The following is a 24,153-nucleotide window of genomic DNA, read 5'->3' on the forward strand; positions in this document are numbered from 1 at the left end:
CCGTCCATCCAACATTTTTGATAAGGGATCTGGATGATAGGTTGTACAAGGTGATTTTATTCGTATAAAGCGGTGGATCGCCTTTTCCTTTTTTACCGAATAGCACGAATATGCAGTTATGAATGAGCTGGAATCAATGGAAAATTTGCTCAAATTAAGTATTGAAATCGATTTCATTATTTGCTATATTATTAAATATCAGCTTGATAACGCTTTATTTGTTTATATCGTACAAAATTTATTGCAAAGGTCGATTCATATGGATGTAAATATCGTAGATGTAGCTAAAGCTGCAAAGGTGTCACCGACTACCGTCTCACGGGTGTTAAACAATAATCCATTGGTTAAGAGTAAAACGAGAGAAAAGGTTCTCATGGTTATTGAACAAATGAACTACGTTCCCAATGCTGCAGCTAAAAATCTACGTCAGCAAAAAACATTTACTATTGGAATCATAGTGCCTGATATTATGGTTTCTTATTACTCCAATCTGGTTAAGGGAATTCAAAACAAAGCACACGCTGAGAAATTCAAAGTCATTATTTGTGATACCCAAAACAGCAGGGAAATCGAACTCGGATACCTTCAAATGTTAACGAACAGAACGGTAGACGGGATGATTCTAATTGAGTCTTTATTGCCTAAAGAAACCGTTATGGATCTCGTTGAACGGGGTTATGTTATCGGAGCTATCGGACGCAGTATCTTGGATACCAGAATTTATAACGTCCAAACGAATACCGCAGAGGTTGCCATGCAGGTCGTTCTGCATCTCATTGAGCAGGGACACAAAGATATTGCATTTATAAGCGGTTATAACGATGCTATCGACAGCCAGGATCGTCTGGAAGGCTACATCAAAGGGTTGGAAAAACACGGTATTCCATATCGTCCAGAGCTTGTGGAGAATGGCGATTTCAACAAAAGAGGTGGGTATTCCGCTTTAAAGCGCCTTTGGGAAGCAGGACAGGAGTTCACAGCTGTGTTTTCAGCAAATGACGAGATGGCTTTAGGCATTTATGCCGCTTGCAGGGAAGCTAGTGTTCAAATCCCTCAGGATTTAGCTGTTTTTGGAGTAGATAATGAACGGGTTTCCAGATATTTGGTGCCTCAGCTTAGTACGGTTAATCAATTAAAGATTGAAATGGGCTATGCTGCTGCGGAAATGCTTATCAAAAAAATTAAGGGCGAAATGACGGATGATGATGAGCGTATGATCGTTATTGATTCCCAGTTGTGCATTCGTGCTTCTTCTAATTATAAAAAGTACCCTCATAATTTCGGATTATGAAAGCTCTTTTTCATAAAATGAAATCGATTCCATTTTAAATGTAAACGCTTACTCGCACATAAGACACGACATATACGTTTTTGTATGCGATAGCAACCATTTATGAAATCGTTTTCAAAAGCAATATCCAACTAAAGGTACATGCAAGTGTATCCATATATCATTTGAAAAAAAGGGGATAGTGAAATGAACAGTAGGAAAATATTTTCATTATTACTGGTGATGTCGTTATTCGTATCCGTATTAGCCGCCTGTTCGGGTGGAAACAACAAAACGAATGAAGGATCAAATTCTAAGGCTGCTACGAATAAGCCGACAGAGGATACGTCCAAAGTAGAAGAAACGCCTTCCTGGCAAACAGAGAAATTCACACTAAAGTTTGCAAGCTGGGAAGACCCAAAAATGGAAGGCGAAATGATGAAAGCCTTCATGGCGAAATATCCAAATATTACGGTAGAGAAAGACGAAACAATCAACTGGCCGTGGACGGATGCTTTGACTGCAGCCGCAAGCGCGAGCAAATTGCCTGACGTATTCTGGCTAGAAAATGTTCCTGTAGGCGTAGAGAACGAATGGCTGCTCGATCTGACTCCTTATTGGGATCAAGATGAGGAAACGCAGGCCATCTATCCCAATATTGCGAAGCAAGCAGTTTATGGCGGCAAGCGCCTAGCATCGCCTACCTTCCAGTTCATTATGGGTGTCTATGTGAATAAAACGCTGCTAGAGAAAAACAACATTCCGTTGCCAGGTTACGATTGGACGATTACGGAGATGATCGACATCGCAAAGAAAGTTTCCAAGCCATCGGAACATATCTATGGTATTTCCGGTCCTTGGGGCAATCTTTCCTTCAATGAGCACTGGCCAATGGCGAATGATGGTGCCTTGGGATACAACACATTTGACGGTGAGAAATTCCATTTCACCAATCAACAATGGATTGATGGGTACAACCAACAGCTGGAGCTTCGCAGGTTGAAAGTGGAAGAAAAAATGACTGGTGAAGAAAAGACAAAAGTATTTGGCGAAGAAGGAGCATGGCCATTGCAGAAAGGTCATGTTGCACTCGGAATTGACGGTTCTTGGAATATGAACTCCTTGCCGCCGGAAATGGAGAAATCGGGTGCAGGCACAGTTGATTTCTATCCATATCCAGCTGGTAATGCCGGCCAGAAGATGCCTGTAGTCCTTGACTATATCGGTGTATCTTCTACAACTAAATATCCAGAAGCTGCTTATGAGTTAATGAAGTTTATGTCATGGAGCAAAGATGGTTGGCTGAAGCGTCTAGAGCTGAATAAGGAATTGAATATAAATATCGATAAATTCCCGGTTGCTGACTTCCCAGAAGTTTGGGAGAAGCTGACGGGTGAGCTGAAACTAGACGGAGCGAAAGCAGCGGTTGCTCTGCTCGGCGATGCTGTTCCAGATTATAACAAAGTACTTCCGGGCTGGAGAGAGTTCAGTGCTTGGGCGACGGATGAACAGAAAATATACGAGAAGTTTACTTCGGGTGAATTGAAGCCTGCAGATAAAGCACAAGAAATGGAAGACAAAGCGAACGAGTTCGTAGGTCAAGCGCTGCAAAGACTAAATCAATAATACGATTGACCGTAGATGCGGAAGAAGCTTCATGATCTTTCGCATCTGCGGCATTAATGAAGCATAGGCAGGGAAGAGACCATGAAAAAAACTTATCAAACCTTATTGATATGCTTGATGATTGCAGCTCTTCTTGTTAGCGGACTTCCGGGGCCGCAAGTACAAGCTGAATCGGAGCAAGCGGAGGTGCAAAGGCCAGAACCCTCAACGGATGCGCTTAATCTATTAGAGAAGACCTATTCAGAAAAACTATTAGAGTGGTCTGAGGTTCCTATCATTTCAAACACAAACATGATCGTTTCACCTGCTAAGAATAAGGAAAACGAAGGACTAATTGTTCCACAGCAGGATAGCTTCGATTACGACGAAGAGACGCTGCGTTGGAATAAAGACGCGAAGATTACGTTTGACATTAATGTTGAAAAAACGGGATTATATCAGCTTGCGTTTGATTATTACATGCTGGATGACAGCATATTGCCTACGGAAGGCTATTTGCAAATCAATGGACAATATCAGTTTTATGAAAGCCGTCATATATTGTTTCCAAGCAAATGGGAGAACAAGCCTCTTGCAGAAAAATGGGATCGATACGGCAACGAGCTGCTGCCGCGATCACAGAAAGTGAAGCAATGGCAAACTGTATATGCTATGGATTCTAGTTATTTTCATATGGAGCCTTTAAAGTTTCACTTAGAAAAAGGCTTGAATACCGTTACGTTAGTCAATACCAGGGGAGAGATGTTGCTTGGCAATGTTAGAGTAGAAGCCCCTGCCCAAATAGAAATGTATGAAAACTATTTAAAGAGCTTCCCGGCGCTAGAAGAGGGGACAAAGCTCAGCGACACGCTGCTTATAACAGAAGCGGAGCAAATGCTGTATAAGAACGATTCCTCGATCAGAACCGCCTCGTCGCGTGAAAGCAAGGTGACACCTTACGAAACGAACAAGCTGTTGCTCAATATGATAGATGCGGGATCCTATGAAGAGGGCGGTCAATCGCTGACTTGGGAGCTGGAAGTACCGCAGGATGGATATTATCATATTTCCTTAAAATATTTGCAAAATACACAATATGATTTGCCGGTATTTCGCAGAATTGAGCTCGATGGCGTAGTTCCTTTCCGCGAGGTGGACAATTATGCATTTCACTATACGAAAAAATGGCGTAATGAAACGCTTGGCAGCGAGGGCAAGCCATATCAATTTTATATGACCAAGGGCAAACATACGCTCAGCATGACGGTGAATCTATCAAATATGCGTCCTCTAGCAGAGGACATCTTCACCAAAATGAGAGAGATCAGCCGAATGACACTCGAAATTAAGAAGCTGACTGGAAATAAACTGGATTTGTACCGAGATTGGAACCTTCTTGAATACATGCCGGATTTAGATAAGCTGCTTGCTGGCTGGGCGGATGATCTGGATCAGCGATTCGAAGAAATCAGCCTACTTAATCCGAAGGTTAAAGAAATCGGTGAAATTGTCAACCTGAAGCTGGCATCCAAGCAATTGCGTTCACTTGCAAAGGACCCCGATGAATTGCCTAATCGCCTAAATCTGTTTTCCGAAGGGTCGGCGTCTGCCTCCCAATTGTTAGGTACACTTTTGCAGAGCATTTCAGAATCGCCGCTGGCACTAGATCGGATTTATGTTTCTCAGGATGGCAAGCTGCCATCTCCAAATGCAGGTTTTTTCAAAAAGTCAGGGGAAACGGTCAAACGATTTTTCTTATCTTTTACGAAACAATCCTATTCGAGCACTAACAAAATAAATGGCGAACTGGAGGTTTGGGTAAACCGCCCCAGACCATTCGTAGAGCTCATGCAGAAGATGATTGATGAGCAGTTTACGCCGGAATCCGGTATAGCAGTTAAGCTGTCCATTATGCCGGATGAGAATAAGCTAGTGCTAGCCAACGCATCCAATCGACAGCCCGATGTTGCCTTAGGGGTGAGCAACTGGATTCCTTATGAACTAGCTATTCGGAATGCGGCCATGGATTTGCGGCAATTCGATGGATACGAGGAGAGCATCAAACGTTTCTCCAAAGGTGCCATTATTCCATTTTCCTTCGAGGAAGGCGTATATGCATTGCCAGAAACGCAAAACTTCTGGGTGCTGTTTTACCGTCAAGATATTTTGGATTCTCTCAAGCTGTCTCCACCGGATACGTGGCAGGACGTTGTTGAGATGCTGCCTGAGCTGCAGCGGCTTGGCATGAACTTTTACGAGCCACTCGCTCAGTACAAGGGCTTCAAGCCATTTAATGCGACGACGCCGTTTATTTATCAGTTCGATGGAGAGTTGTTTGATGAGAGCGGGATGAACACCGCAATCGACAGTGAGCAAGCGCTTGAGGGCATGAAGTTTATGACCGACTTGTTTACGATCTATAACTTGCCGCAGGACGTACCGAATTTCTATCATCATTTCCGTTACGGCACGATGCCAGTAGGGATATCTGATTTTAATACATACATTCAATTGAAGGCAGCGGCACCGGAAATCGCCAATACGTGGAAGATCGCGCTGCATCCAGGCGTGGAGAAGCCCGATGGGACGGTAGCAAGGTGGGCGCCGACAGGCGGTCAGACAGGGATGATTTTTGAAGGGACCAAATATGCAGAGGAATCTTGGAAGTTCCTCGATTGGTGGTTGTCTACACCGGTTCAGGTCGAATTTGCAAATCTCATGCAGACTACCTATGGCATGACCTTCATGTGGAATACGGCGAATCTTGAAGCGCTCGAGCAGGTGCCTTGGCCGGAGGAAGATAAAAAAATCATTTCCGAACAATTCGAATGGGTGAGAGAACCTTCGCGCGTTCCAGGTGCCTATATGGTTGAGCGGGAAATCAGTAATGTTTGGAACAGAGTTGTATTCAACGGGGATAATCCGCGAACGGCCATTGATGATGCTGTAGTACGGACAAATCGTGAAATATTGCGGAAGATGGAAGAGTTCGGCTATTATGCGGATGGCAAAATGATCAGGCCGTATCCGGTTCCGACCATATCATCGATAGACAAGTGGGTTGAGCGAAAATGAAGACACGCAGATGGAATGAGGCTTACCTATTTCTGACGCCTTATATTTTAATGTTCGGCACGTTTATTATTATCCCAGTATTGGTAGCGGCAGGTCTCTCCCTTACTTATTTCAATACGGTAGAGGCGCCAGAGTGGATCGGATTCAAAAACTACATCGATTTGCTTACCCATGATGAGATCTTTATGCAAAATGTTCTGCCCAACACGATAAAGTTTGCTTTGATCGTTGGTCCGGGCGGTTACGTCATTTCATTCCTGCTCGCTTGGATGCTGGCGCAAATCCCGAGCAAGCCGCGGACCATTCTTGCACTCATTATTTATTCTCCTTCGATGACGATGGGCGTAGCGATGTCGGTCGTGTGGACGATTATTTTCAGCGGCGACCAAGCGGGATACATAAACTCCTTGCTGCTTAATTTAGGACTGATTAACGCACCTATCCAGTGGCTGCAGTCACCGGAATATTTGATGACGATTATGATTATCGTGTCGTTGTGGAGCAGCATGGGAGTAGGATTCCTTGCTATGCTTGCTGGTGTTCTGAACATTGATCAGACAATATATGAGGCAGGTTACATCGATGGAATCCAGAATCGGTTTCAGGAAATTATCTACATTACGATTCCATCGATGAGGCCGCAGATGCTGTTCGGCGCGGTTATGGCCGTTGTAACGACCTTCCAAGCCGGCGAAATCGGCGTTCAGCTTTCAGGCGGCAATCCAACTCCGCAAAACTCTGGACAGTTGATCGTCAACCATATTGCTGATTATGGCCTCATTCGATATGAGATGGGTTATGCGAGCGCTATTTCTGTTGTTTTGCTCATCGGTGTATATATGCTGTCTAAGCTTTCATGGAAATTATTCGGTGAGAAAGAGTAGGGGGTGCAAGTTTTGTCTTATCAAGGTACTAAAGTTAATCCGACCAAGTTCCACCGGAGTCAGCTGAAATTTTATGCCATTCTTATTCCTTTGGCATTTTTTATGATGCTGCCAATCCTATTTATCATATCGCATGCATTCAAGCCGATTGATGAGCTGTTTGCATTCCCGCCGCGCTTTCTCGTGCAGAAGCCGACGTTTGATAACTTTAGAGATCTCTTTTTTACGACATCGACATCAGGTATTCCGTTCAGCCGGTTTATATTCAACAGCTTGCTTGTTACGATCTCTGTCATGTTCCTATCTGTATTTATTAGCGCTTTGGCTGCCTATGCGATGGCCAAGATGAAGTTTAAGCTGCGCAAGGTACTGTTTGAGGTCAACACGCTTGCCCTCATGTTCGTGCCCATCGCGGTACAAATACCGCGGTACTTGGTCGTAGATCAGACAGGCATGCTGGATACGTATTTTGCTCATATTTTGCCGCTGCTAGCGATGCCGATAGGGCTGTTCTTGCTTAAGCAATTTATTGATCAGGTGCCTGAGGAGCTAAAGGAAGCGGCCATTATCGACGGGGCGAGTGAATTCACCGTGTTCAGGAAGGTCATTGTACCTGTTATTATGCCGGCACTTGCAACGGTTGCGATTCTTGCTTTCCAGGCGGTATGGAACAATGTCGAGACTTCGAATTATTATGTCAACGATGAGAGCTTGAAGACATTATCTTTCTTCATGAGCTCGGTCGCATCGGGATCCGGCAACACGGTTGCGGGTCAAGGCATGTCGGCAGCTGCATCGCTGCTGATGTTCGTACCGAACCTCGTCATTTTTGTATTGCTGCAAAGCAAAGTGATGAACACGATGGCGCATTCAGGACTTAAATAGAGGAGACTCCCATGAAGAACATTAACGGCAAGGTTTTGTTGCTTGTTCTCGTCGTCTTTCTATGGCTTGATTCCTCATCCATGGTGCTCGCTGAGGCGCCTTACAAGACATATACGGAAGACCATAACAGGCAATTTGTTCGAACGCAGGATGCTTATCATCCTGCAGGTTCAATCGAGAAGGTGGGGGATCTTGAATTTTCCGGGCCTTCCGATATTTATATTGATGCGCTTAATCGCATCTATGTTGCAGATACGAACAACCATCGCATCGTTGTAATCGATGAGGAAGGACAATTGGTTCGGATTATCGGTGAAGATGTGTTGCAAGTGCCGGTCGGCGTATTCGTTGACCATAAAGGCGAAGTGTATGCAGCGGATAGCGGGCTCAGTCAAGTCGTTAAATTTGGCGCTGACAATACAGTAAAACAAACGTTTGCGAGGCCGGATTCTCCGCTTTTTGGCAAGAACAATCCATTTAAGCCAATGAAGGTAACGGTTGATAAGCGCGGAAACGTATATATCATAAGCGAAGGATCGACGAATGGCGTTGTGCAGATGAGCTCGAATGGCGATTTTCTCGGTTATTTTGGCAGCAATGAATCACAAGCGAACTTGCGTATTATGCTGGAGCGATTCTTGTTCACCGATGCACAGAGAGCGAAGCTTTTTAAAAATATTCCACCTTCCCCCACAAGCATCGACATTGACCAGAAGGGTTTAATTTATACCATTACTCAAGGCGATAAGGGAAGGTCTGTCAAACGGTTTAACATTTCCGGATTTAATCTATTGCCTGCAGATATGACTTTTCATCCGCTTTATACCGATTTGTTTATTTCAAAGAGCGGAAACATTTATACGATTAGTCAGACCGGTATTATTTTTGAATATGACACGGAAGGCAATTTGCTGTTCTCTTTCGGTGCCCCCGATGATGGGAAGTCCCGGATCGGCATGTTCATTAATGCGGCTGGTATCGCTGTAGATGCAAATGAAAATATTTATGTGGTCGACAAAGAAAGAAATAATATTCAAATATTCAAGCCGACTGAATTTACAAGCATGGTTCACCATGCGCTTGAGCTTTATAAGGAAGGGCATTACGTCAAGAGCAGAGAGCCGTGGAGTCAGGTACTGAACAAAAATAATTTGTTCGACTTGGCACATAAAGGACTGGCAGATGCTTACTACAAGCAGCAATTATATTCAGAAGCGATCGAGGAATACGTCATTGCGAACGATAAGGAAGGTTATTCAAACGCCTTCTGGGAAATTCGCAACCGCTGGCTGCAAATTAACTTGATTTATGTGTTGTATGTCGGAATCGTTTTGTTTCTGCTTCGGATAGTGCTGCGCTGGCTGCAGCGTAAAACCGGCATTTTCAATTTTCTTATTCGCTTGAAGAACCAGGTTTTATCAGTAGCGTTTATTAGACATGTTTTGTTTATTTCCAAATTTATTAAAAATCCGTTTGAAGGTTTTTATGGCATTAAGGAGGAACGGAAGGTATCTCTTTGGTCCGCGACCTTTTTCTATGTACTATTTTTCGCAGAATACGTGTTTGCGCTATATTATACGGGCTTTATCTTCAACAACGTTGAGCCTTCCAGCTTGATTTTGTTAAAGGAGATATCAAAAGTATTTGCACCGATTGCGCTTTGGATTATTGCGAATTACTTGGTTAGTACGATCAATGAAGGCGAGGGCAAATTTTCAGAGGTGTACAAAGGTACCATATATGCTATGGCTCCCTACTTATTGTTTAGCCCAATTATCGTCATCGTATCGAATGTACTAACGAACAATGACGCTTTCCTGTACAGCTTCTCGAGCAATATCATCGTCGTGTGGTGTGCGGTTCTCCTATTTATTATGGTGAAGGAAGTCCATGATTACACCGTTCGCGAAACGATTCGTAACATTTTGATTACATTATTTGGCATGCTGATTCTGAGCCTGGTTGCATTTATTATTTATGTGCTGCTCGATCAGGTGTTCGATTTTGTTTATTCTGTCATACGGGAGCTGATGATACGTGCGGAACTCTAAATGGATAAGGCCTGTCGTAACCGCCGTCATCATAATAGCAGCCATTGCCATACTGTATGTCGTGTTTATCGGTAACGGCCGCTCAAGTAAGGGTACGGGTGCGCTTCCAGATTCGGAGCTGCAATCCGTATTTCCTGATCAGGGAGCGACAGGAGCGAAGCTATCATCCGATTATCGCAAGGTGGCGGAGAATAGCAGGCTAGAGCTGTGGCTCAAGGAACAAAGCTTGTCCATTCAAGTGAAGGATAAGAGCTCGGGTTATGTGTGGTCATCCGAAATAATAGACACAGAATCTAATGAATCGTGGAAAAACTTTATGGCATCTGGATTGTCTCTTGAATATTTCGAAGAGAACAAGCCAAATGCCACGCGAACGGATCTCGTCTCTCAAACGAACAAATCGATTACGTTCGAGTCGCTAGAAAAAGGATTTAAAGCTATTATTCGCTTAAATGATCTTAAGATTGGGATGGAGCTTCATGTTTCGCTGGAGGATGACCAATTGGTTGTTCAAATTCCGCAGCAAAGCATTCTCGAGGGGAATAAGACGAAGCTTGGGTCCGTTTATGTTTACCCGTTTCTTGGTGCAACCAAGGCTGGCGAAGTGGAAGGTTATATGTTCATTCCAGACGGCTCGGGGGCATTAATCCGGCTTGCGGATAATAAGGGGAAATTCAAAATTCCTTATGAAGCGAAGATCTATGGTACCAACGAAGGCATCGAGACGGTTAATCGTGATATTTTCACAAACCCACCGCTCACTGTGCAATATCCCGTATTCGGAATGGTGCACGATGAAGGAGGAAACGGCCTATTCGGCATTGTCGAGAACGGTCAATACAATGCGAAAATCGTTGCGTATCCGAATGGAGTGAACACGCCGTACAACTGGACGACAGCACAGTTTCTCTCCAGAGAATCGTATCTGCAGCCAACGAGCCGATCACTAGGCGGTGTCATCGTTTATGAAAAGGCTCGAAACCCAGAGGACATACAAATTCGCTATACATTTCTAAGCGGCAAGGACGCAAGCTATGTTGGAATGGCTAAGACCTATCAAGCGTATTTGGAAGAAAAATCTATTCTTACGAAGGCTAAGGAAACCGTAGACGCTGCGATTCCTCTGCAAATGGATGTTCTTGGCGCCGAAACGGAAAATGGAATGTTCTCGAAACGCCTTATTCCGATGACCACTGTTTCACAGCTGGAAGAGATGCTTGGAGACATGAAAAAAAATGGAATCGAGAATGTGAATGTGGTGTATAAGGGCTGGAATAAAGGCGGTTATTCAGGAACAAGCCCATCGCAAGTAGAATACGAGGCAGAGCTTGGCTCGAAAAAGGATTTCGGGCGACTTGCTGCATCGCTTCTAGAAAGAGGTAATCCGCTTCATTTATACACTGATTTTACGACTGGCAATGAATCGTCCAAACGGTTTTCTGCTCAAACGGATGCAGCCAAAAAAATCGATAAGTCTATATTGACGATACCGACTTATGAGGAAGTATACGAGAAGATCTATTACTTATCTGCTGAAGCGACGAGCAGACTTATTAAACAAAATACGAAGCAGTATGCGGATCAAAATGTGAGTGGGATTGCGGTGGATAAGACGGGCTCGGTGCTATTCTCCGAAATGGAAAGCAAAGGCCGTTCGAGCCGCAGCCATACGGCAGAAACGTATAAAGCAGCTATGCAAGGACTGTCGGAAAACATTCCATCATTGCTCATGTATGCGCCAAATGATTATATGCTTCCGTATGCCGATCAAGTGCTGGACGTACCCATGGAGTCATCGCAATATATTTACATTAGTGAAACGGTGCCGTTCGTACAAATGGTGCTGAAAGGCTACAAGGATTATTTTGCACCTTACAGCAATTTCTTCGCCAATCCGCAGACAAGCCTGCTTCGTATGATCGAAACCGGATCGTATCCGTCATACTATTTGACGCACGATACTTCGTATAAGCTGAAACATACGAATTCGAATGATGTTTACACGTCTTCTTATGCGGATTGGCGTGAATCGATGAGCGAGACTTATCGTATTTTGAATGAAGCGCTGCAGCCGACAATGGGGGCGACGATGCAAAACCATGAGCGTCTAAGCGACGGCATTGTAAAGGTAACGTATAACAACGGAATCGAAGTGCTCGTCAATTACACGAGTCGTGATTATCAATGGGAAGGCGTTAGCGTTCCGGCAAAAGGCTTTCAAGTAATCGAGGTGAACCGCTGATGGCCAAAATCGTAATGACCAATAAGCGCAGAAAAGCTATGATGGGTCTTGCGTTTGTGTCACCATGGATCGTTGGATTTTTCGTTTTCACATTATATCCGATGCTTTATTCTTTGTTCCTCAGCTTCCATCAAGTAAAAATAACGCCTGTCGGAGTGAAGACGAAGTATATTGGGTTTGATAATTTTAATTACGCATTTTTCTCCGACCCGGTATTTGTAGAGAAGATATTGAATTATCTTATGGAAATGATGCTTAATGTACCGATCATTATCGTTTTTTCATTAATCATCGCACTTCTTATTAATCAGAAGATCAAATTTCGCGGGATGTTTCGGACGATATTTTTCCTACCTGTTATTATAACGAGCGGACCGGTCATTAACGAGCTGCTTAGCCAAGGTGCGTCCTCTATTCCGAATATTGAACAATATGGCATGTTTACGATGATTGAGAACAGCTTGAGTCCGATTATTGCTGAGCCCATTCTGTATTTGTTTAAGCAAATCATTATGGTTCTATGGTTCTCCGGCGTTCAGATTCTAATTTTCTTGGCAGGGCTGCAAAAGGTAGACCGGTCCATGTATGAGGCAGCTCGCATCGATGGGGCGTCAGCATGGGAGTCATTCTGGAAGGTGACACTGCCTGTACTCATGCCACTCGTTATCGTAAATGTGATCTATACGATCGTTTACGTATCGACGTTCGCGCTTAATGAAATTATCATCCTCATTAAAAATAATATGTTCAGCACCATTACCGGATTCGGTTACGCTACCGCGATAGCATGGGTATATTTCATTATTATCATGATTGTGCTAGCGATTTGGACTGGACTTCTCAGAATGAAGAAACGATAAGGAGGAGAGCTGCATGAGGAAAAAACAGACGTTAGTTGCTGCGAACAAAGTCCGGAAGCTGTTGTTCGGAATGGGAGAAAACGACGGATTTGTGTTCAAGGCTGTAGTATATCTCCTTCTGATCGCGATCGGCTTTGTCTATTTGTACCCGATGTTATTCATGCTCGTAAACAGCTTCATGAGTTTGGATGATTTGGTTAACTCCATGATCAAATGGATTCCTTCGACACTGTACATCGAAAACTATTCGAAGGCACTAACCGTGCTGGATTATCAAAAAACGTTATTGCAAACGATTATGGTTGCAGGTCTTCCAGCATTATTGCAAACAATATCGGCCGGCATTATAGGCTATGGTTTTGCTAGGTTCGAGTTTCCATTCAAGAAAATATTGTTCGTATTGATGCTGGTAACCTTTGTTATCCCGCCGCAAATTACGATGATGCCGACGTATCTTTTATTTAAACAATATGGGCTGCTCGGCTCATTGGAGACGTTTATTTATCCGGCTATTCTGGGGCAAGGTTTAAAGAGCGCGTTGTTTATTCTTATCTTTTATCAGTTTTTTAGAAGCATACCGGATGTACTGGAGGAGGCTGCTGAAATAGATGGCGCGGGAAGCTTAAAAATATTTTACCGCGTTGCTGTTCCAATGGCGTTGCCTGCCATTATTATCGTATTTTTGTTCTCGTTCGTATGGTACTGGAATGAAACGTATTTAGCGGGTCTTTATTTTGGGAACGATCTGACAATATTACCGCTGGAGCTGCAACAATTCACCGACAGCTACAATAAGGTGTACCCGCCGGGAACTCCTGGAAGCCAGTTGAATGAAGCGATTAAGCTGGCAGGAACGCTCCTGACGATCGCACCGCTGCTCATCATCTACTTTGTGCTTCAGCGCTGGTTTGTGGAAGGCGTTGACCGGGCTGGTATTACCGGGGAGTAAGAGGAGGAGCTCGAATGAAGAGACTCTGCAAGATAATGTGTACGGTTATGGCAATTATATTATTCATAATGGGGTGCAGCATGGAAAATAAAAAAGAAGCTCCACAGCAAAAAAATGGCTGGAAGCTCGTGTGGAACGATGAGTTTAATGGCAAAGAAATCGATCTGTCCAAGTGGAAGCATGTAACCGGAGGATCAGGCTTTGGGAATAATGAGGATCAATTTTATACGGAGGATGCTGCCAACTCCTATATTGAGGATGGCAAGTTAGTCATCAAAGCGTTGAAGCAAGAGCATGACGGCAAACCGTATACATCAGCGAAATTAATTACGGAGGGCCATGCGGATTGGACCTATGGCCGGTTTGAATTCCGAGCAAAGATGCCGCTTGGAAAAGGAATGTGGCCGGCAATCTGGATGATGCCGACTGACATGCAGAAATACGGCGGATGGCCGAGCAGCGGCGAGATTGACATTATGGAGTATCTTGGACACGAGCCTGATCAGGTGCATGGCACCTTGCATATGGGTAATCCCCACATTTATAGAGGCGGAAAAGTAAGTTTGGAAGAAGGATCTTTCGCAGAAGCGTTCCATGATTTTGCTCTGGAATGGACGCCAAACGGGATGAAATGGTATGTCGACGACAAGGAGTTTTATCAGACGACGACATGGTTTACTCGAAAGGATGAGGCTGCGGATAACGAGCCATTCCCCGCGCCTTTCGACCGTGCTTTTTTCTTGCAGCTGAACTTGGCAGTTGGCGGCAACTGGCCGGGGTATCCGGATGAAACGACTGTTTTCCCGCAAACGTTTGAGCTTGAGTACGTTCGAGTGTATCAGCCGGAAGACGGAAATTATGAGTTGAAAAACGATAATGCGAAATAGCAATTATATAGGTTAATTGGAGGAATTACCGATGGAACTTCGTTTGGTACAGCAGGTAAAGATGAACATGATTCAAACGACGATGGAACTGCGTCATGTAAACGGAGTGTCAGTCCCGTTTCAAAATGGCATTCCTGTCCCGTCATTTGATGCGCAGCAGCGTTTTAAGTTTGACTTGAAGGGTGTATGGAAAAAGGAAAGGTTTGCTGCGGACCATGATTTCTCGTTGTCGGAGCGTAATGAACGATGGTTCGAGCACGCCCTTCTTGAATCTGGCGGCCGTACCGATGTCGATTTTGATGATTCTGCATGGGCTGAACGTCAGCTGCCTTTCCCAGAAAATGAGATTCGCGGGAAAGAAGAAGCAAACTCTAGCGAAACGTATCAGGATGGTGTATGGTATCGTCGATCGTTTTTGCTCGGATCAGAATGGGTAGATAAATCGGTTACTCTGCATGCGCTTGCGATTAGCTATGTGGCTGATGTTTGGGTCAATGGGCAGTGGGTGGGCTATCACGAGGGAGGATTCACGCCTTTCGCGCTCGATCTGACTCCCTATGTCAAGATTGGTGAGCCGAACACGATTGCGCTACGAATTGATAATCCGCCTTGGGGAAGCCGAGCGGATATGATACCGGCGGCACCAGGAACAGACTTCTTTAACTATACCGGTGTGATACATGACTTATATATTAGCGGAGCTACGAAATGCCATATACCGAGAGTAAACATCGTACCGCTCGACATTGAAGGACGTGTGAAGTTTAGCGTAGTTCTGGAAAACCGCGGGGCTGATGCTGTAGAGGTCAGCGTTAGCGGGCAAATTTTTGATGCGGATCATGGAGCAGACGCATTCTTGAACTCTCCTCTCGCGGCCGATATTAAGGGCAAACAAACGATATGGACGGGCGATTTAAATTGGACGGAAGCACTGGCTCCTTTTGAGACGAAGGTGATGGAAACGATTGTCCAAATTCAAGAGCCTCGCTTATGGGCGTTTTGGCAGCCAGAGCTGTACGTAGCGGAATTTGCAGTTGTTTATGGGGACCGTACAGCCCAGTTGGATCGTTACGCTTCGCAATTCGGTATACGTACAGTGACGACGGAAGGGACTAAGCTGCTGTTGAATGGGCGCCCAGCGTTTCTAGCTGGTGTCGCACGCCATGAAGAATGGCCAGATACGGGGCGATCAGCAACTTGGAATCGAATTCGTGATGATTTGGTTCAAATGAGGAAGGCGATGCATGTCAATTTCGTTAGAACGGCACATTATCCGAATCATGTATATACGACCTTATTGACGGATCGGCTCGGACTTGCAACCGTGAGTGAAATTCCATTGTGGCAATTTACTCGTGAGCATTTTGAGGCACAAGAGCAGAAGCGGCTTGCCGATCAGATGTGGAGAGAAATGATATTTTCCCAATACAATTCACCATCCGTTCTGATGTGGAGCACGCAAAATGAATCCATCGAGGTGGAGCTGCGAACGGTATATAACAAACGTCTTGTGAAGGACTTGAAGGAAAATTATGCGGATGGTCGTCTCACCACGCAGAGTGCGGCAGCAGATCAGCCGGGTGCGCATGACGCTTCAATGGAGCCGCTTGATGTGGCGGGCTGGACGATGTACTTCGGCATATTCCACGGCAGTACGTATTATGACGGTACGCGGGATTTTCTGCAGAAGGCGCATGAGCTTTGGCCGGACAAGCCGATATGGAATACCGAGTTCGGACATTGGTCCTCCGATCAGGATGCGATGGCGGCAGAGCAGTTAAAAACCTATAAGGAAACGCTGCAGGCATTAATGGAGCGTGCGGTCATATCTGACGACGGTGAGGCTGAGCTGAAAAGTGATGGTTTTCTGGTCGGAATCGATTTCTGGATTATGTATGACTGGTACGTGAACCATAACAATTGGATCGATACGTTCGGTATTTATCATATGGATAGAAAGACAATGAAGCCAGTTGGCGAAGCGCTGAGACAGGACTATGCTCGCTTCACTGCATTCGAAGGCGGATTTATGAAGCAGCAAGAATAAAGCCGTCGCTGCTAGTCGTAAGCGAATATAATGTCAAAACGAGCCTTAGAAGCTATTCTAAAGGCTCGTTTTGTTTTGCTTGTTGATCTATCCGTATGTCATAGTATTAAAGAGAGACATGAATCCTTTTGAGGGCAGAAAAGTACCTAAGCAAGAGACAGATCGATTTATTTTGACTATGGAGGCATTCGATGAATAAAGAACAACTTATAGCATTGTTTAATAGGGAGCAACGGATAGATACTATAATCGCAGGTTATCGACGCGAAGAAGCGGGACAGGTCATCAGGCAAGTTTCGATTACAGGCGGTGAAGGTTTTGTCATTTACTCAGCGTTATCAGCTGAAACGGTTCAGGAAGCGATTAGAGAACAACTATCATATTTTGAGCAGCTAGATCAGCGATTTGAATGGAAGCTATACGACTATGACCAGCCGGCAAATCTAAAGGATAAACTTCTTGAACATGGCTTTACCATTGGGGAGCCTGAGGGATTAATGGTTATGCAGCTAACAGAAGGAGATTTTATGTTATCCTGTGAAATTCCTGCCCATATCATACGAATTACAGATGAAGCAGGAATAAATGACATCGTCTTACTGGAAGAAGACATATGGGGTGAATCACATCGCGAGCTGGGTGAGGAGTTAATACGAAATTTAGAAAATGATCCGGACAGTCTATTTATATATGCTGCTTATGTAGATGGAATAGCGGTCAGTGCGGCTTGGATGTATTTGCACAAAGGCACTTCTTTTGGGAGCTTATGGGGCGGTTCTACCTTATCTCAATACAGAAATAAAGGGTTGTATACTTCCTTATTAGCAGTAAGAGCGCAAGCGGCGTGGGAGAATGGATTCCGATTGCTAACGGTAGATGCTAGTCCAATGAGCCTTCCTATTCTTAGGAAAAGAGGATTTGACCTTCTTGCTTATTCTTATCCATGTGTATCACCCAAGTGAAAAAGAGAGGAAGGGATATCTTATGATTAAAATGTTAGAAATACGCAGGGCAGTCGATGAGCTATCCACAGATGATGTGAGGCAGGCTCTAAAGCTAGTTATGCTTCAAATTGATATAGCTGATCAGAGTTTAGAGGCTAGAGAGGATCTCTTTAATAACTTGAAAGAGCTTTACGATTCACTGCTGAATACCCAAAACAATAATAAAAGAGAGCTGGATTCCGCTGTTACGAAGATTCATATTGTGTTTGGAGACTCTGTTGCAGGTAGTTTGAAATTGGCTATAAAGCAGCTGGGGTTAGCGGATTCCAATAAGGTCATTACTCTTAATGAAAGCTTCTCAATAGGCCCAATATGGCAGCTACATACGGAAGAGGGATGGCTTAAAAGGAAGGAGTGGTTTAGAAATAATATTAATGTGGGTTATGACGAATCATATTTTGATATGGAAGAGGAAGCCTCCTCTCATCAAAGCTTATTAGCACAAATGCCGGAGCAAGCCTCGATTGTCATCTGGTGTGGCAACAATGCTCATGAGCAGGTTGGTTTGCGCTATGCACTTTATTTGCTTAGAAATCATTTAAATAGTATTTACGTGTTTAATGCAGAAGAGACCTGCAGCAGAAGGTACAATACATCAGATACATTTATTACCTATTTGCAATTAGGAGAGGTTCCGGTAGAAAAGCTGAAGGCTGTTATTGGTGAAGCCGAGGAAAATGGGCATACAGCTGGCGACATAAGGCAGCAGCTGGAGAAAGAATGGTTATCGCTTGCAGAGCATGATGAGGTGCTGCGCATTTGGAAGGAGAATAAAATTGTCCATGCAGCTGAGGATTATTTGGATGCTTATTTATTTGAAACGGTAGAGAAGCTGCTTCAGCATAAACCCAAAGATGAATTTATAAAGGCAGCCAGAGTAGTTGGACAAGCAATGGGCTATTACGAGCAATGTATTGGAGACAGCTATTTCGAATATAGACTGCGCATCCTTGTCTACACGGGCAAATTAGAGATCAAGGGAGTGCCTCGTGCGATGAGGTTCTATAGTGTAAGGCTGAAATAGGCTTGCATGCTGACCATCAGATCATAAGTCATGCATTTATTTTACAGATGAGATGTTGTTGATTGACGATAGAGGCTTGGCGTTTGCCCTGTAAATCGTTTGAAAAAAATACTAAACGTATGAATGGATGAGAATTGCAGTTCTTCGGCGATTTGAGAGATTGTTTTCGAAGTATTTCGAAGCTCGGATTTCGCTTTATCCAAACACAAGTGACGCACATACTCTCCGAGCGGAATGCCGACGGAATTTTTGAATTCTCTAGCAAGATGTGAGCGGCTAATGTGAATAGACTTCGCAAGCTGTTCTGGATCATAGTCATAGCGAACTTCACGATGCAGCTGATTCATTACTTCGATAATCGCGTTGTTAAGCGGACGTGGAGGGGCTTCTGCTAATAACGTCGGATCAAGAAAATTTCGCAGTGTTGTTACCAGCAGCTGTTGAAACAACCCTTCGACCATGGGCAAGCTTAAATAAGCTTTATTTTTAATTTCCGTTATCATATGCTCAAATATTGCTTTCACTCTGCTATCTTGATCCATTGCGATTCGTTGAAGCCCGATACGATAAAATTCAGGATACAGATGATGAAGCCTCTCCAGCCTGAACCCGATGTAATACAGCTTGAATGGCATTTGTTTTCCTGCTAAACCAAAGTGGATTTCTTCGGGTTTTGTAAGCAGGAGCTGGCCTTTCTGGACTTCGTAAAGTGTTTTATCGATTTTGTATTGACTGTGTCCTTCATCCACGTAGCACAATTCAAAATGATCATGATAATGGATCGACGTACTCCAGTTTTCATAATAGTTAACGCCGAGATAATAAATATGGCTCGCTTCCGAATCGAAGGGCAGTTCGATACGAAACTCCTCATCGTTATCTATAACAAGATGCTGTTTGGGTACCTCATTCTTTAATGATTGATTTTCCTTCATTCGCTTACCTCTTCTCATCTTTAATACGATTACTTTCGATTATACCTTTCTAATTATAAATCTCAACAGGCAAAGATGATCAAAATATTTAAATCTATGCACGAAAATGAAAAATACATCGTATTTTAACGGGTCTATAATGATCATATGTTTAAAATATAAATGTAAGAGGTGCTCAATATGTCTATTAATGGTCTACCGCAAGAACACTGTCTCCCAACACAAGAAGATGTTACATTTTTTTCTGAAAATGGTTATTGGATTTCTCCTATTATCTTCTCTGAAGATGAGCTATCGCAAATAATCGCCCATCAGGATCGTCTATACCAAGGTGAATATGAAACAGGTAAAGAACCAGTATGCAATTGGTTGGAAGGACAAGATAATCCGCGGTCTCTGCGAAAAACGGATAATTCCCATTGGTCAGATCTGACGCTGCGTAAAGTGGCCGTAAACGCTACGATCGGAGGCATTGCCGCAACTCTAATGGAGACGGATACAATTAAGTTGTTTCATGATCAGCTGTTGTATAAACCGGGAAGAGGTACAGGCAAGGAAACGGCAAATGTGGGTTGGCATCAAGATTACGCCTACTGGCAATGCTGCGCAGGACCAACGCTAATTACGGCTTGGGTTGCCTTTACGGATGTGGATCTATCGAATGGCTGTATGCAGATGGTGCCGCGCAGTCACCAATGGGGCTTGTTGAATGTGAATGATTTCTTCGAGCAGAATTTAGAAAAACAGCAGCAAGCAATGGACATCCCGGAAAACGAAAAGTTTTCAACCGTACCTGTTATTATGAAAGCCGGACAAGTAAGCTTCCACCACGCACTGACCATTCATGGAAGCGGGCCAAATACGTCAGATCAAGCACGCCGCTCTATGGCGGTTCACCTTATGACTGGCGATACTCGATATAAATATGATGCAAAGGGCAATAATCATTTTAATGCACAGATGATGAACGGCAAAGAGGGAGAGAAATACGAGGGTGAAGCTTGGCCAGTTCTGTATACTGCAAAAAGCGAATTGTAACGTATTGGTGAAGAGGGCTGACAAGGTTGTTTGCACAGGTGAGGGAGGAGCTTATTAACAGATGCCTGCCTATACTTTTAGAGTAGAGTAAGTATATAATCAATACTATAAACTTCGTTATTGAGATGATCAAAATACGCCATTTTTGGCGTATTTTTATTTTTTACGAAAGCTTAGCGGTATATAAATTTAAGTTTTGGTTGGCGTTTGACATTAGGTAGTAAAGTGATTTAATTATAATAAAAGCGTGAGTTTTGTGCACCCTATCAGGCTGAGATTGGAGAAATTCAAATGTATCGCAATTTAGAAGAGTGTGTTATTGATCTAGAGAGAAATGGACATTTGGTTCGTATAAAAGAAGAAGTTGACCCCTATCTTGAGATGGCTGCGATCCATATGAAGGTTTATGAGGCTGGCGGCCCTGCATTGTTATTCGAGAATGTGAAAGGCTCTAAATTTCGGGCAGCCTCTAATTTATTCGGCACGGTAGAGCGCAGCAAGTTTATTTTTCGCAATACTTGGGAATCGGTGCAAAACGTAATGGAACTGCGCAATGATCCCATGAAGGCATTGAAAAATCCATTCAAAAATATCGGAAACGGCTTGGCGGCATATAAAGCTCTTCCGCAAAAGAAATCAGGCAGTCTACCGGTTACCGCGCAGGAAATTCAAATCTCGGATCTTCCGCTCATTCAAAGCTGGCCCATGGATGGCGGTGCTTTTGTCACTCTTCCTCAAGTCTATACAGAAGATCCGGACAAGCCGGGAATTATGAATTCCAATTTGGGCATGTATCGTGTGCAGCTCAGCGGCAATGATTATGAGATGAACAAAGAAATTGGTGTGCATTATCAGATTCATCGCGGTATCGGCGTACATCAAGACAAAACGAACAAAAAAGGTATCCCATTAAAAGTAAGCTGTTTTGTAGGCGGCCCTCCCGCACATACTTTGGCAGCAGTTATGCCGTTACCTGAAGGATTGACAGAGATGACGGTTGCGGGACTTCTATCAGGACGCCGTTTCCAATACAGTTACTTGGACGGATTTTGTATTAGCAACGATGCTGATTTTGTCATTACTGGAGAAATTCATCAGGGAGAAACCAAGCCAGAGGGACCTTTTGGTGATCACTTGGGGTATTACAGCCTTACCCATCCTTTTCCTGTCATGAGAGTTCATAAAGTGTATGCTAAGCCGGGTGCGATATGGCCGTTTACCGTTGTAGGCCGTCCGCCGCAAGAGGATACTGCATTTGGTGAGCTCATTCATGAGCTGACAGGTGATGCCATTAAACAAGAAATTCCTGGTGTAAAGGAAGTTCATGCTGTAGATGCTGCGGGTGTGCATCCGCTGCTTTTTGCGATAGGCAGCGAACGATACACGCCTTATCAACAAGTCAAACAGCCGGCAGAGCTGCTTACTATTGCTAATCGTATTCTGGGTACAGGACAACTGAGCTTGGCCAAATATCTATTTATTACAGCAGAAGATAAACGACCGTTAGATACACACGATGAAGTGGATTTTTTAACTTATATACTTGAACGTATCGATCTTCATCGCGACATACATTTTTATACAAATACGACAATTGATACGCTTGATTATTCGGGTACGGGATTAAATACGGGCAGTAAAGTAGTTATTGCAGCATATGGTGATAAGAAAAGAGAATTATGTACAGAAGTACCCGATGTTTTGAAATCATTGCGCGGATTTGAAAATGCGCGTTTGGTCATGCCGGGAATTGTGGTCATCCAAGGGCCAAAATTCAAGGATTATGCAGGGGCCAAACAGGAACTACAAGACTTACGTGATGCTATACAAGAAAAAGGACCTATTCCATCATGTCCAATGATTATTATTGGCGATGATAGTCAGTTCATTAGTGAAACGATCAAAAACTTCCTATGGGTTACCTTTACGCGCAGCAATCCATCACACGATATGTATGGCGTAAATAGTCATTATGAGAACAAGCACTGGGCATGTGACAACTTGATCATTGATGCTCGTATTAAACCGCATCAAGCACCTCCTCTAATTCCTGATCCTTCGGTCCTGAAGAACATCGAACGATTATTTGTTAAAGGCGCCAGCTTGGGCGGATTGAACATATAGGAAACTCACAAAAAGGCATGCCTAATAGGGCGTGTCTTTTTTTTGCCATTTTCAGCACAGTTTTGAAATGAGCTTGAGTAGATTTTGTTTGTAAAAATCAATAAAATGATCGAATTTATCATAAAAGCCTGTGAAAGTATAAAAAATCGGGTTTTTATTATATAGTTTCAACATTTTTACAGAGTTAGAATGTAAATGAGCCTAATGAACGGCATTTGCTGCTGAAGATGCAGGAAGCTTCAGAGATAATTTGCAAGATATATATCAACAATTATGGGAGGATGAGCATGTCGCAAGCAACGACCAACAAACAGTTAGCAGCGATTCCGCCGGAGAAAAACCAAGTAAGAAAAAAAACCTTTTTCAACCGTCTAGGCAAGCAGCTGGATGTGCAATTAATGGTATGGCCGGGTATTTTGCTAATCTTTGTATTCGCATACATTCCGATGTACGGCGTGTTAACAGGTTTTATGGACTACAACATTTTTACGGGGTCAAAAATATTCGAAAATCCTTGGGTTGGTTTTAAGCATTTCGAAGCGTTCTTTACTGCTCCGGATATCGCAACGGTCATACGGAATACGCTTGTAATCAGTCTTTTAAAGCTAGTAATAGGTTTTCCTGCACCTATTATACTGGCGTTAATGCTAAATGAAATACGTCATATGATGTTTAAACGTGTAGTACAAACCATCACATATTTACCGTACTTTATGTCATGGGTCATTGTAGGGGGCATGGTAATGGCGATGCTCTCGACTGAGAACGGTAGTGTTAACATGCTGCTGAGGGGTGTCGGGGCGATAAATGAGCCTATTAATTTCCTTTCTCTCAAAGAATACTTCTGGGGCATACTAGTCTCCTCCAATGTGTGGAAGGATATTGGTTTTGGATCAATCATATACCTTGCCGCAATTGCGGGTGTCGATCCACATATGTATGAAGCGGCAGATATTGATGGAGCGAGTAAATTCAAACAAATTTATCTCATTACTATTCCATCTATCCTACCGGTAATTATCATTTTTATGATTCTCGCAATGGGTAATTTATTAAGTGCTGGTTTTGAAGATATTTTGATCCTTGCCCAGAATCCGATTCTAAGACCGGTATCGGATGTTATTGATACCTATGTATATCGGGTCGGCCTGCAGAATGGGAAATTTTCTTACGGTGTTGCAGTTGGCTTGTTCAAGGCAGTCATTAGCGTTTTGCTCTTGACGGGAGCTAACTACTTAGCCCGAAGGTCCGGTAACGGATTATGGTAGAACAT

General features: G+C 43.6%; 17 protein-coding genes. 16 read left to right on the top strand and 1 reads right to left on the bottom strand.

Translation table 11 applies throughout. The annotated features are described in order from the left end of the window. The first annotated feature begins 136 nt into the window (after positions 1 to 136). The 13 genes from AC787_RS06100 to AC787_RS06160 all read left to right on the top strand — a co-directional run bounded on the left by AC787_RS06100 (position 137) and on the right by AC787_RS06160 (position 18,783). Positions 137 to 1,291, top strand: coding sequence for a LacI family DNA-binding transcriptional regulator (locus AC787_RS06100; RefSeq protein WP_321166103.1), 1,155 nt, complete (start codon positions 137 to 139; stop codon positions 1,289 to 1,291). 186 nt (positions 1,292 to 1,477) lie between these two features. Continuing rightward, positions 1,478 to 2,896 (top strand): ABC transporter substrate-binding protein, encoded by a 1,419-nt coding sequence (locus AC787_RS06105; protein ID WP_054023963.1) that lies wholly within the window; start codon positions 1,478 to 1,480, stop codon positions 2,894 to 2,896. 81 nt (positions 2,897 to 2,977) lie between these two features. Further along, positions 2,978 to 5,950, top strand: coding sequence for an extracellular solute-binding protein (locus AC787_RS06110; RefSeq protein ID WP_054023964.1), 2,973 nt, complete (start codon positions 2,978 to 2,980; stop codon positions 5,948 to 5,950). Next, a complete protein-coding gene (locus AC787_RS06115; RefSeq protein ID WP_054023965.1) occupies positions 5,947 to 6,834 on the top strand; it encodes a carbohydrate ABC transporter permease in 888 nt (295 codons plus the stop codon). The genes AC787_RS06110 and AC787_RS06115 overlap by 4 nt, the downstream gene beginning before the upstream one ends. 3 nt (positions 6,835 to 6,837) lie before the next feature. Continuing rightward, positions 6,838 to 7,719, top strand: a complete 882-nt coding sequence (locus AC787_RS06120) for a carbohydrate ABC transporter permease (protein ID WP_054023966.1) — start codon at positions 6,838 to 6,840, stop codon at positions 7,717 to 7,719. 11 nt (positions 7,720 to 7,730) lie between these two features. Further along, complete coding sequence (locus tag AC787_RS06125) at positions 7,731 to 9,770, top strand: YIP1 family protein (RefSeq protein ID WP_054023967.1); 2,040 nt, start codon at positions 7,731 to 7,733, stop codon at positions 9,768 to 9,770. Then, positions 9,757 to 12,012: a DUF5696 domain-containing protein gene (locus AC787_RS06130; protein WP_054023968.1), complete on the top strand. Its 2,256-nt coding sequence runs from the start codon at positions 9,757 to 9,759 to the stop codon at positions 12,010 to 12,012. Before AC787_RS06125 ends, AC787_RS06130 begins: the two co-directional genes overlap by 14 nt. After that, positions 12,012 to 12,872, top strand: coding sequence for a carbohydrate ABC transporter permease (locus tag AC787_RS06135; RefSeq protein WP_054023969.1), 861 nt, complete (start codon positions 12,012 to 12,014; stop codon positions 12,870 to 12,872). Before AC787_RS06130 ends, AC787_RS06135 begins: the two co-directional genes overlap by 1 nt. 13 nt (positions 12,873 to 12,885) lie before the next feature. Then, positions 12,886 to 13,821, top strand: a complete 936-nt coding sequence (locus AC787_RS06140) for a carbohydrate ABC transporter permease (RefSeq protein ID WP_054023970.1) — start codon at positions 12,886 to 12,888, stop codon at positions 13,819 to 13,821. Positions 13,822 to 13,901: 80 nt separating this feature from the next. Beyond that, positions 13,902 to 14,708 carry a family 16 glycosylhydrolase gene (locus AC787_RS06145; protein ID WP_200930700.1) on the top strand — a complete coding sequence of 269 codons (807 nt, stop codon included), beginning with the start codon at positions 13,902 to 13,904 and terminating at the stop codon, positions 14,706 to 14,708. Positions 14,709 to 14,739: 31 nt separating this feature from the next. After that, positions 14,740 to 16,755 (top strand): glycoside hydrolase family 2, encoded by a 2,016-nt coding sequence (locus AC787_RS06150; RefSeq protein ID WP_054023972.1) that lies wholly within the window; start codon positions 14,740 to 14,742, stop codon positions 16,753 to 16,755. Between the two features lie 191 nt (positions 16,756 to 16,946). After that, entirely contained in the window at positions 16,947 to 17,717 is a 771-nt protein-coding gene (locus AC787_RS06155; protein ID WP_054023973.1) for an N-acetyltransferase, read from the top strand. 22 nt (positions 17,718 to 17,739) lie between these two features. Then, positions 17,740 to 18,783 (top strand): DUF1835 domain-containing protein, encoded by a 1,044-nt coding sequence (locus AC787_RS06160; protein ID WP_054023974.1) that lies wholly within the window; start codon positions 17,740 to 17,742, stop codon positions 18,781 to 18,783. 41 nt (positions 18,784 to 18,824) lie between these two features. Here the strand turns inward: AC787_RS06160 and AC787_RS06165 are convergent, their stop codons facing one another. After that, positions 18,825 to 19,718 carry an AraC family transcriptional regulator gene (locus AC787_RS06165; RefSeq protein WP_054023975.1) on the bottom strand — a complete coding sequence of 298 codons (894 nt, stop codon included), beginning with the start codon at positions 19,716 to 19,718 and terminating at the stop codon, positions 18,825 to 18,827. 180 nt (positions 19,719 to 19,898) lie between these two features. Between AC787_RS06165 and AC787_RS06170 the strand changes: the two genes are divergently transcribed. The 3 genes from AC787_RS06170 to AC787_RS06180 all read left to right on the top strand — a co-directional run bounded on the left by AC787_RS06170 (position 19,899) and on the right by AC787_RS06180 (position 24,148). Next, positions 19,899 to 20,756: a phytanoyl-CoA dioxygenase family protein gene (locus tag AC787_RS06170; protein WP_054023976.1), complete on the top strand. Its 858-nt coding sequence runs from the start codon at positions 19,899 to 19,901 to the stop codon at positions 20,754 to 20,756. A gap of 291 nt (positions 20,757 to 21,047) precedes the next feature. Then, positions 21,048 to 22,880: a UbiD family decarboxylase gene (locus AC787_RS06175; RefSeq protein WP_054023977.1), complete on the top strand. Its 1,833-nt coding sequence runs from the start codon at positions 21,048 to 21,050 to the stop codon at positions 22,878 to 22,880. 287 nt (positions 22,881 to 23,167) lie between these two features. Continuing rightward, a complete protein-coding gene (locus AC787_RS06180) occupies positions 23,168 to 24,148 on the top strand; it encodes an ABC transporter permease (RefSeq protein ID WP_054023978.1) in 981 nt (326 codons plus the stop codon). Positions 24,149 to 24,153 lie beyond the last annotated feature (5 nt).

Origin of the sequence: Bacillus sp. FJAT-28004 (assembly GCF_001280845.1) — a bacterium.
Classification (GTDB): Bacteria; Bacillota; Bacilli; order Paenibacillales; family Paenibacillaceae; genus Pristimantibacillus.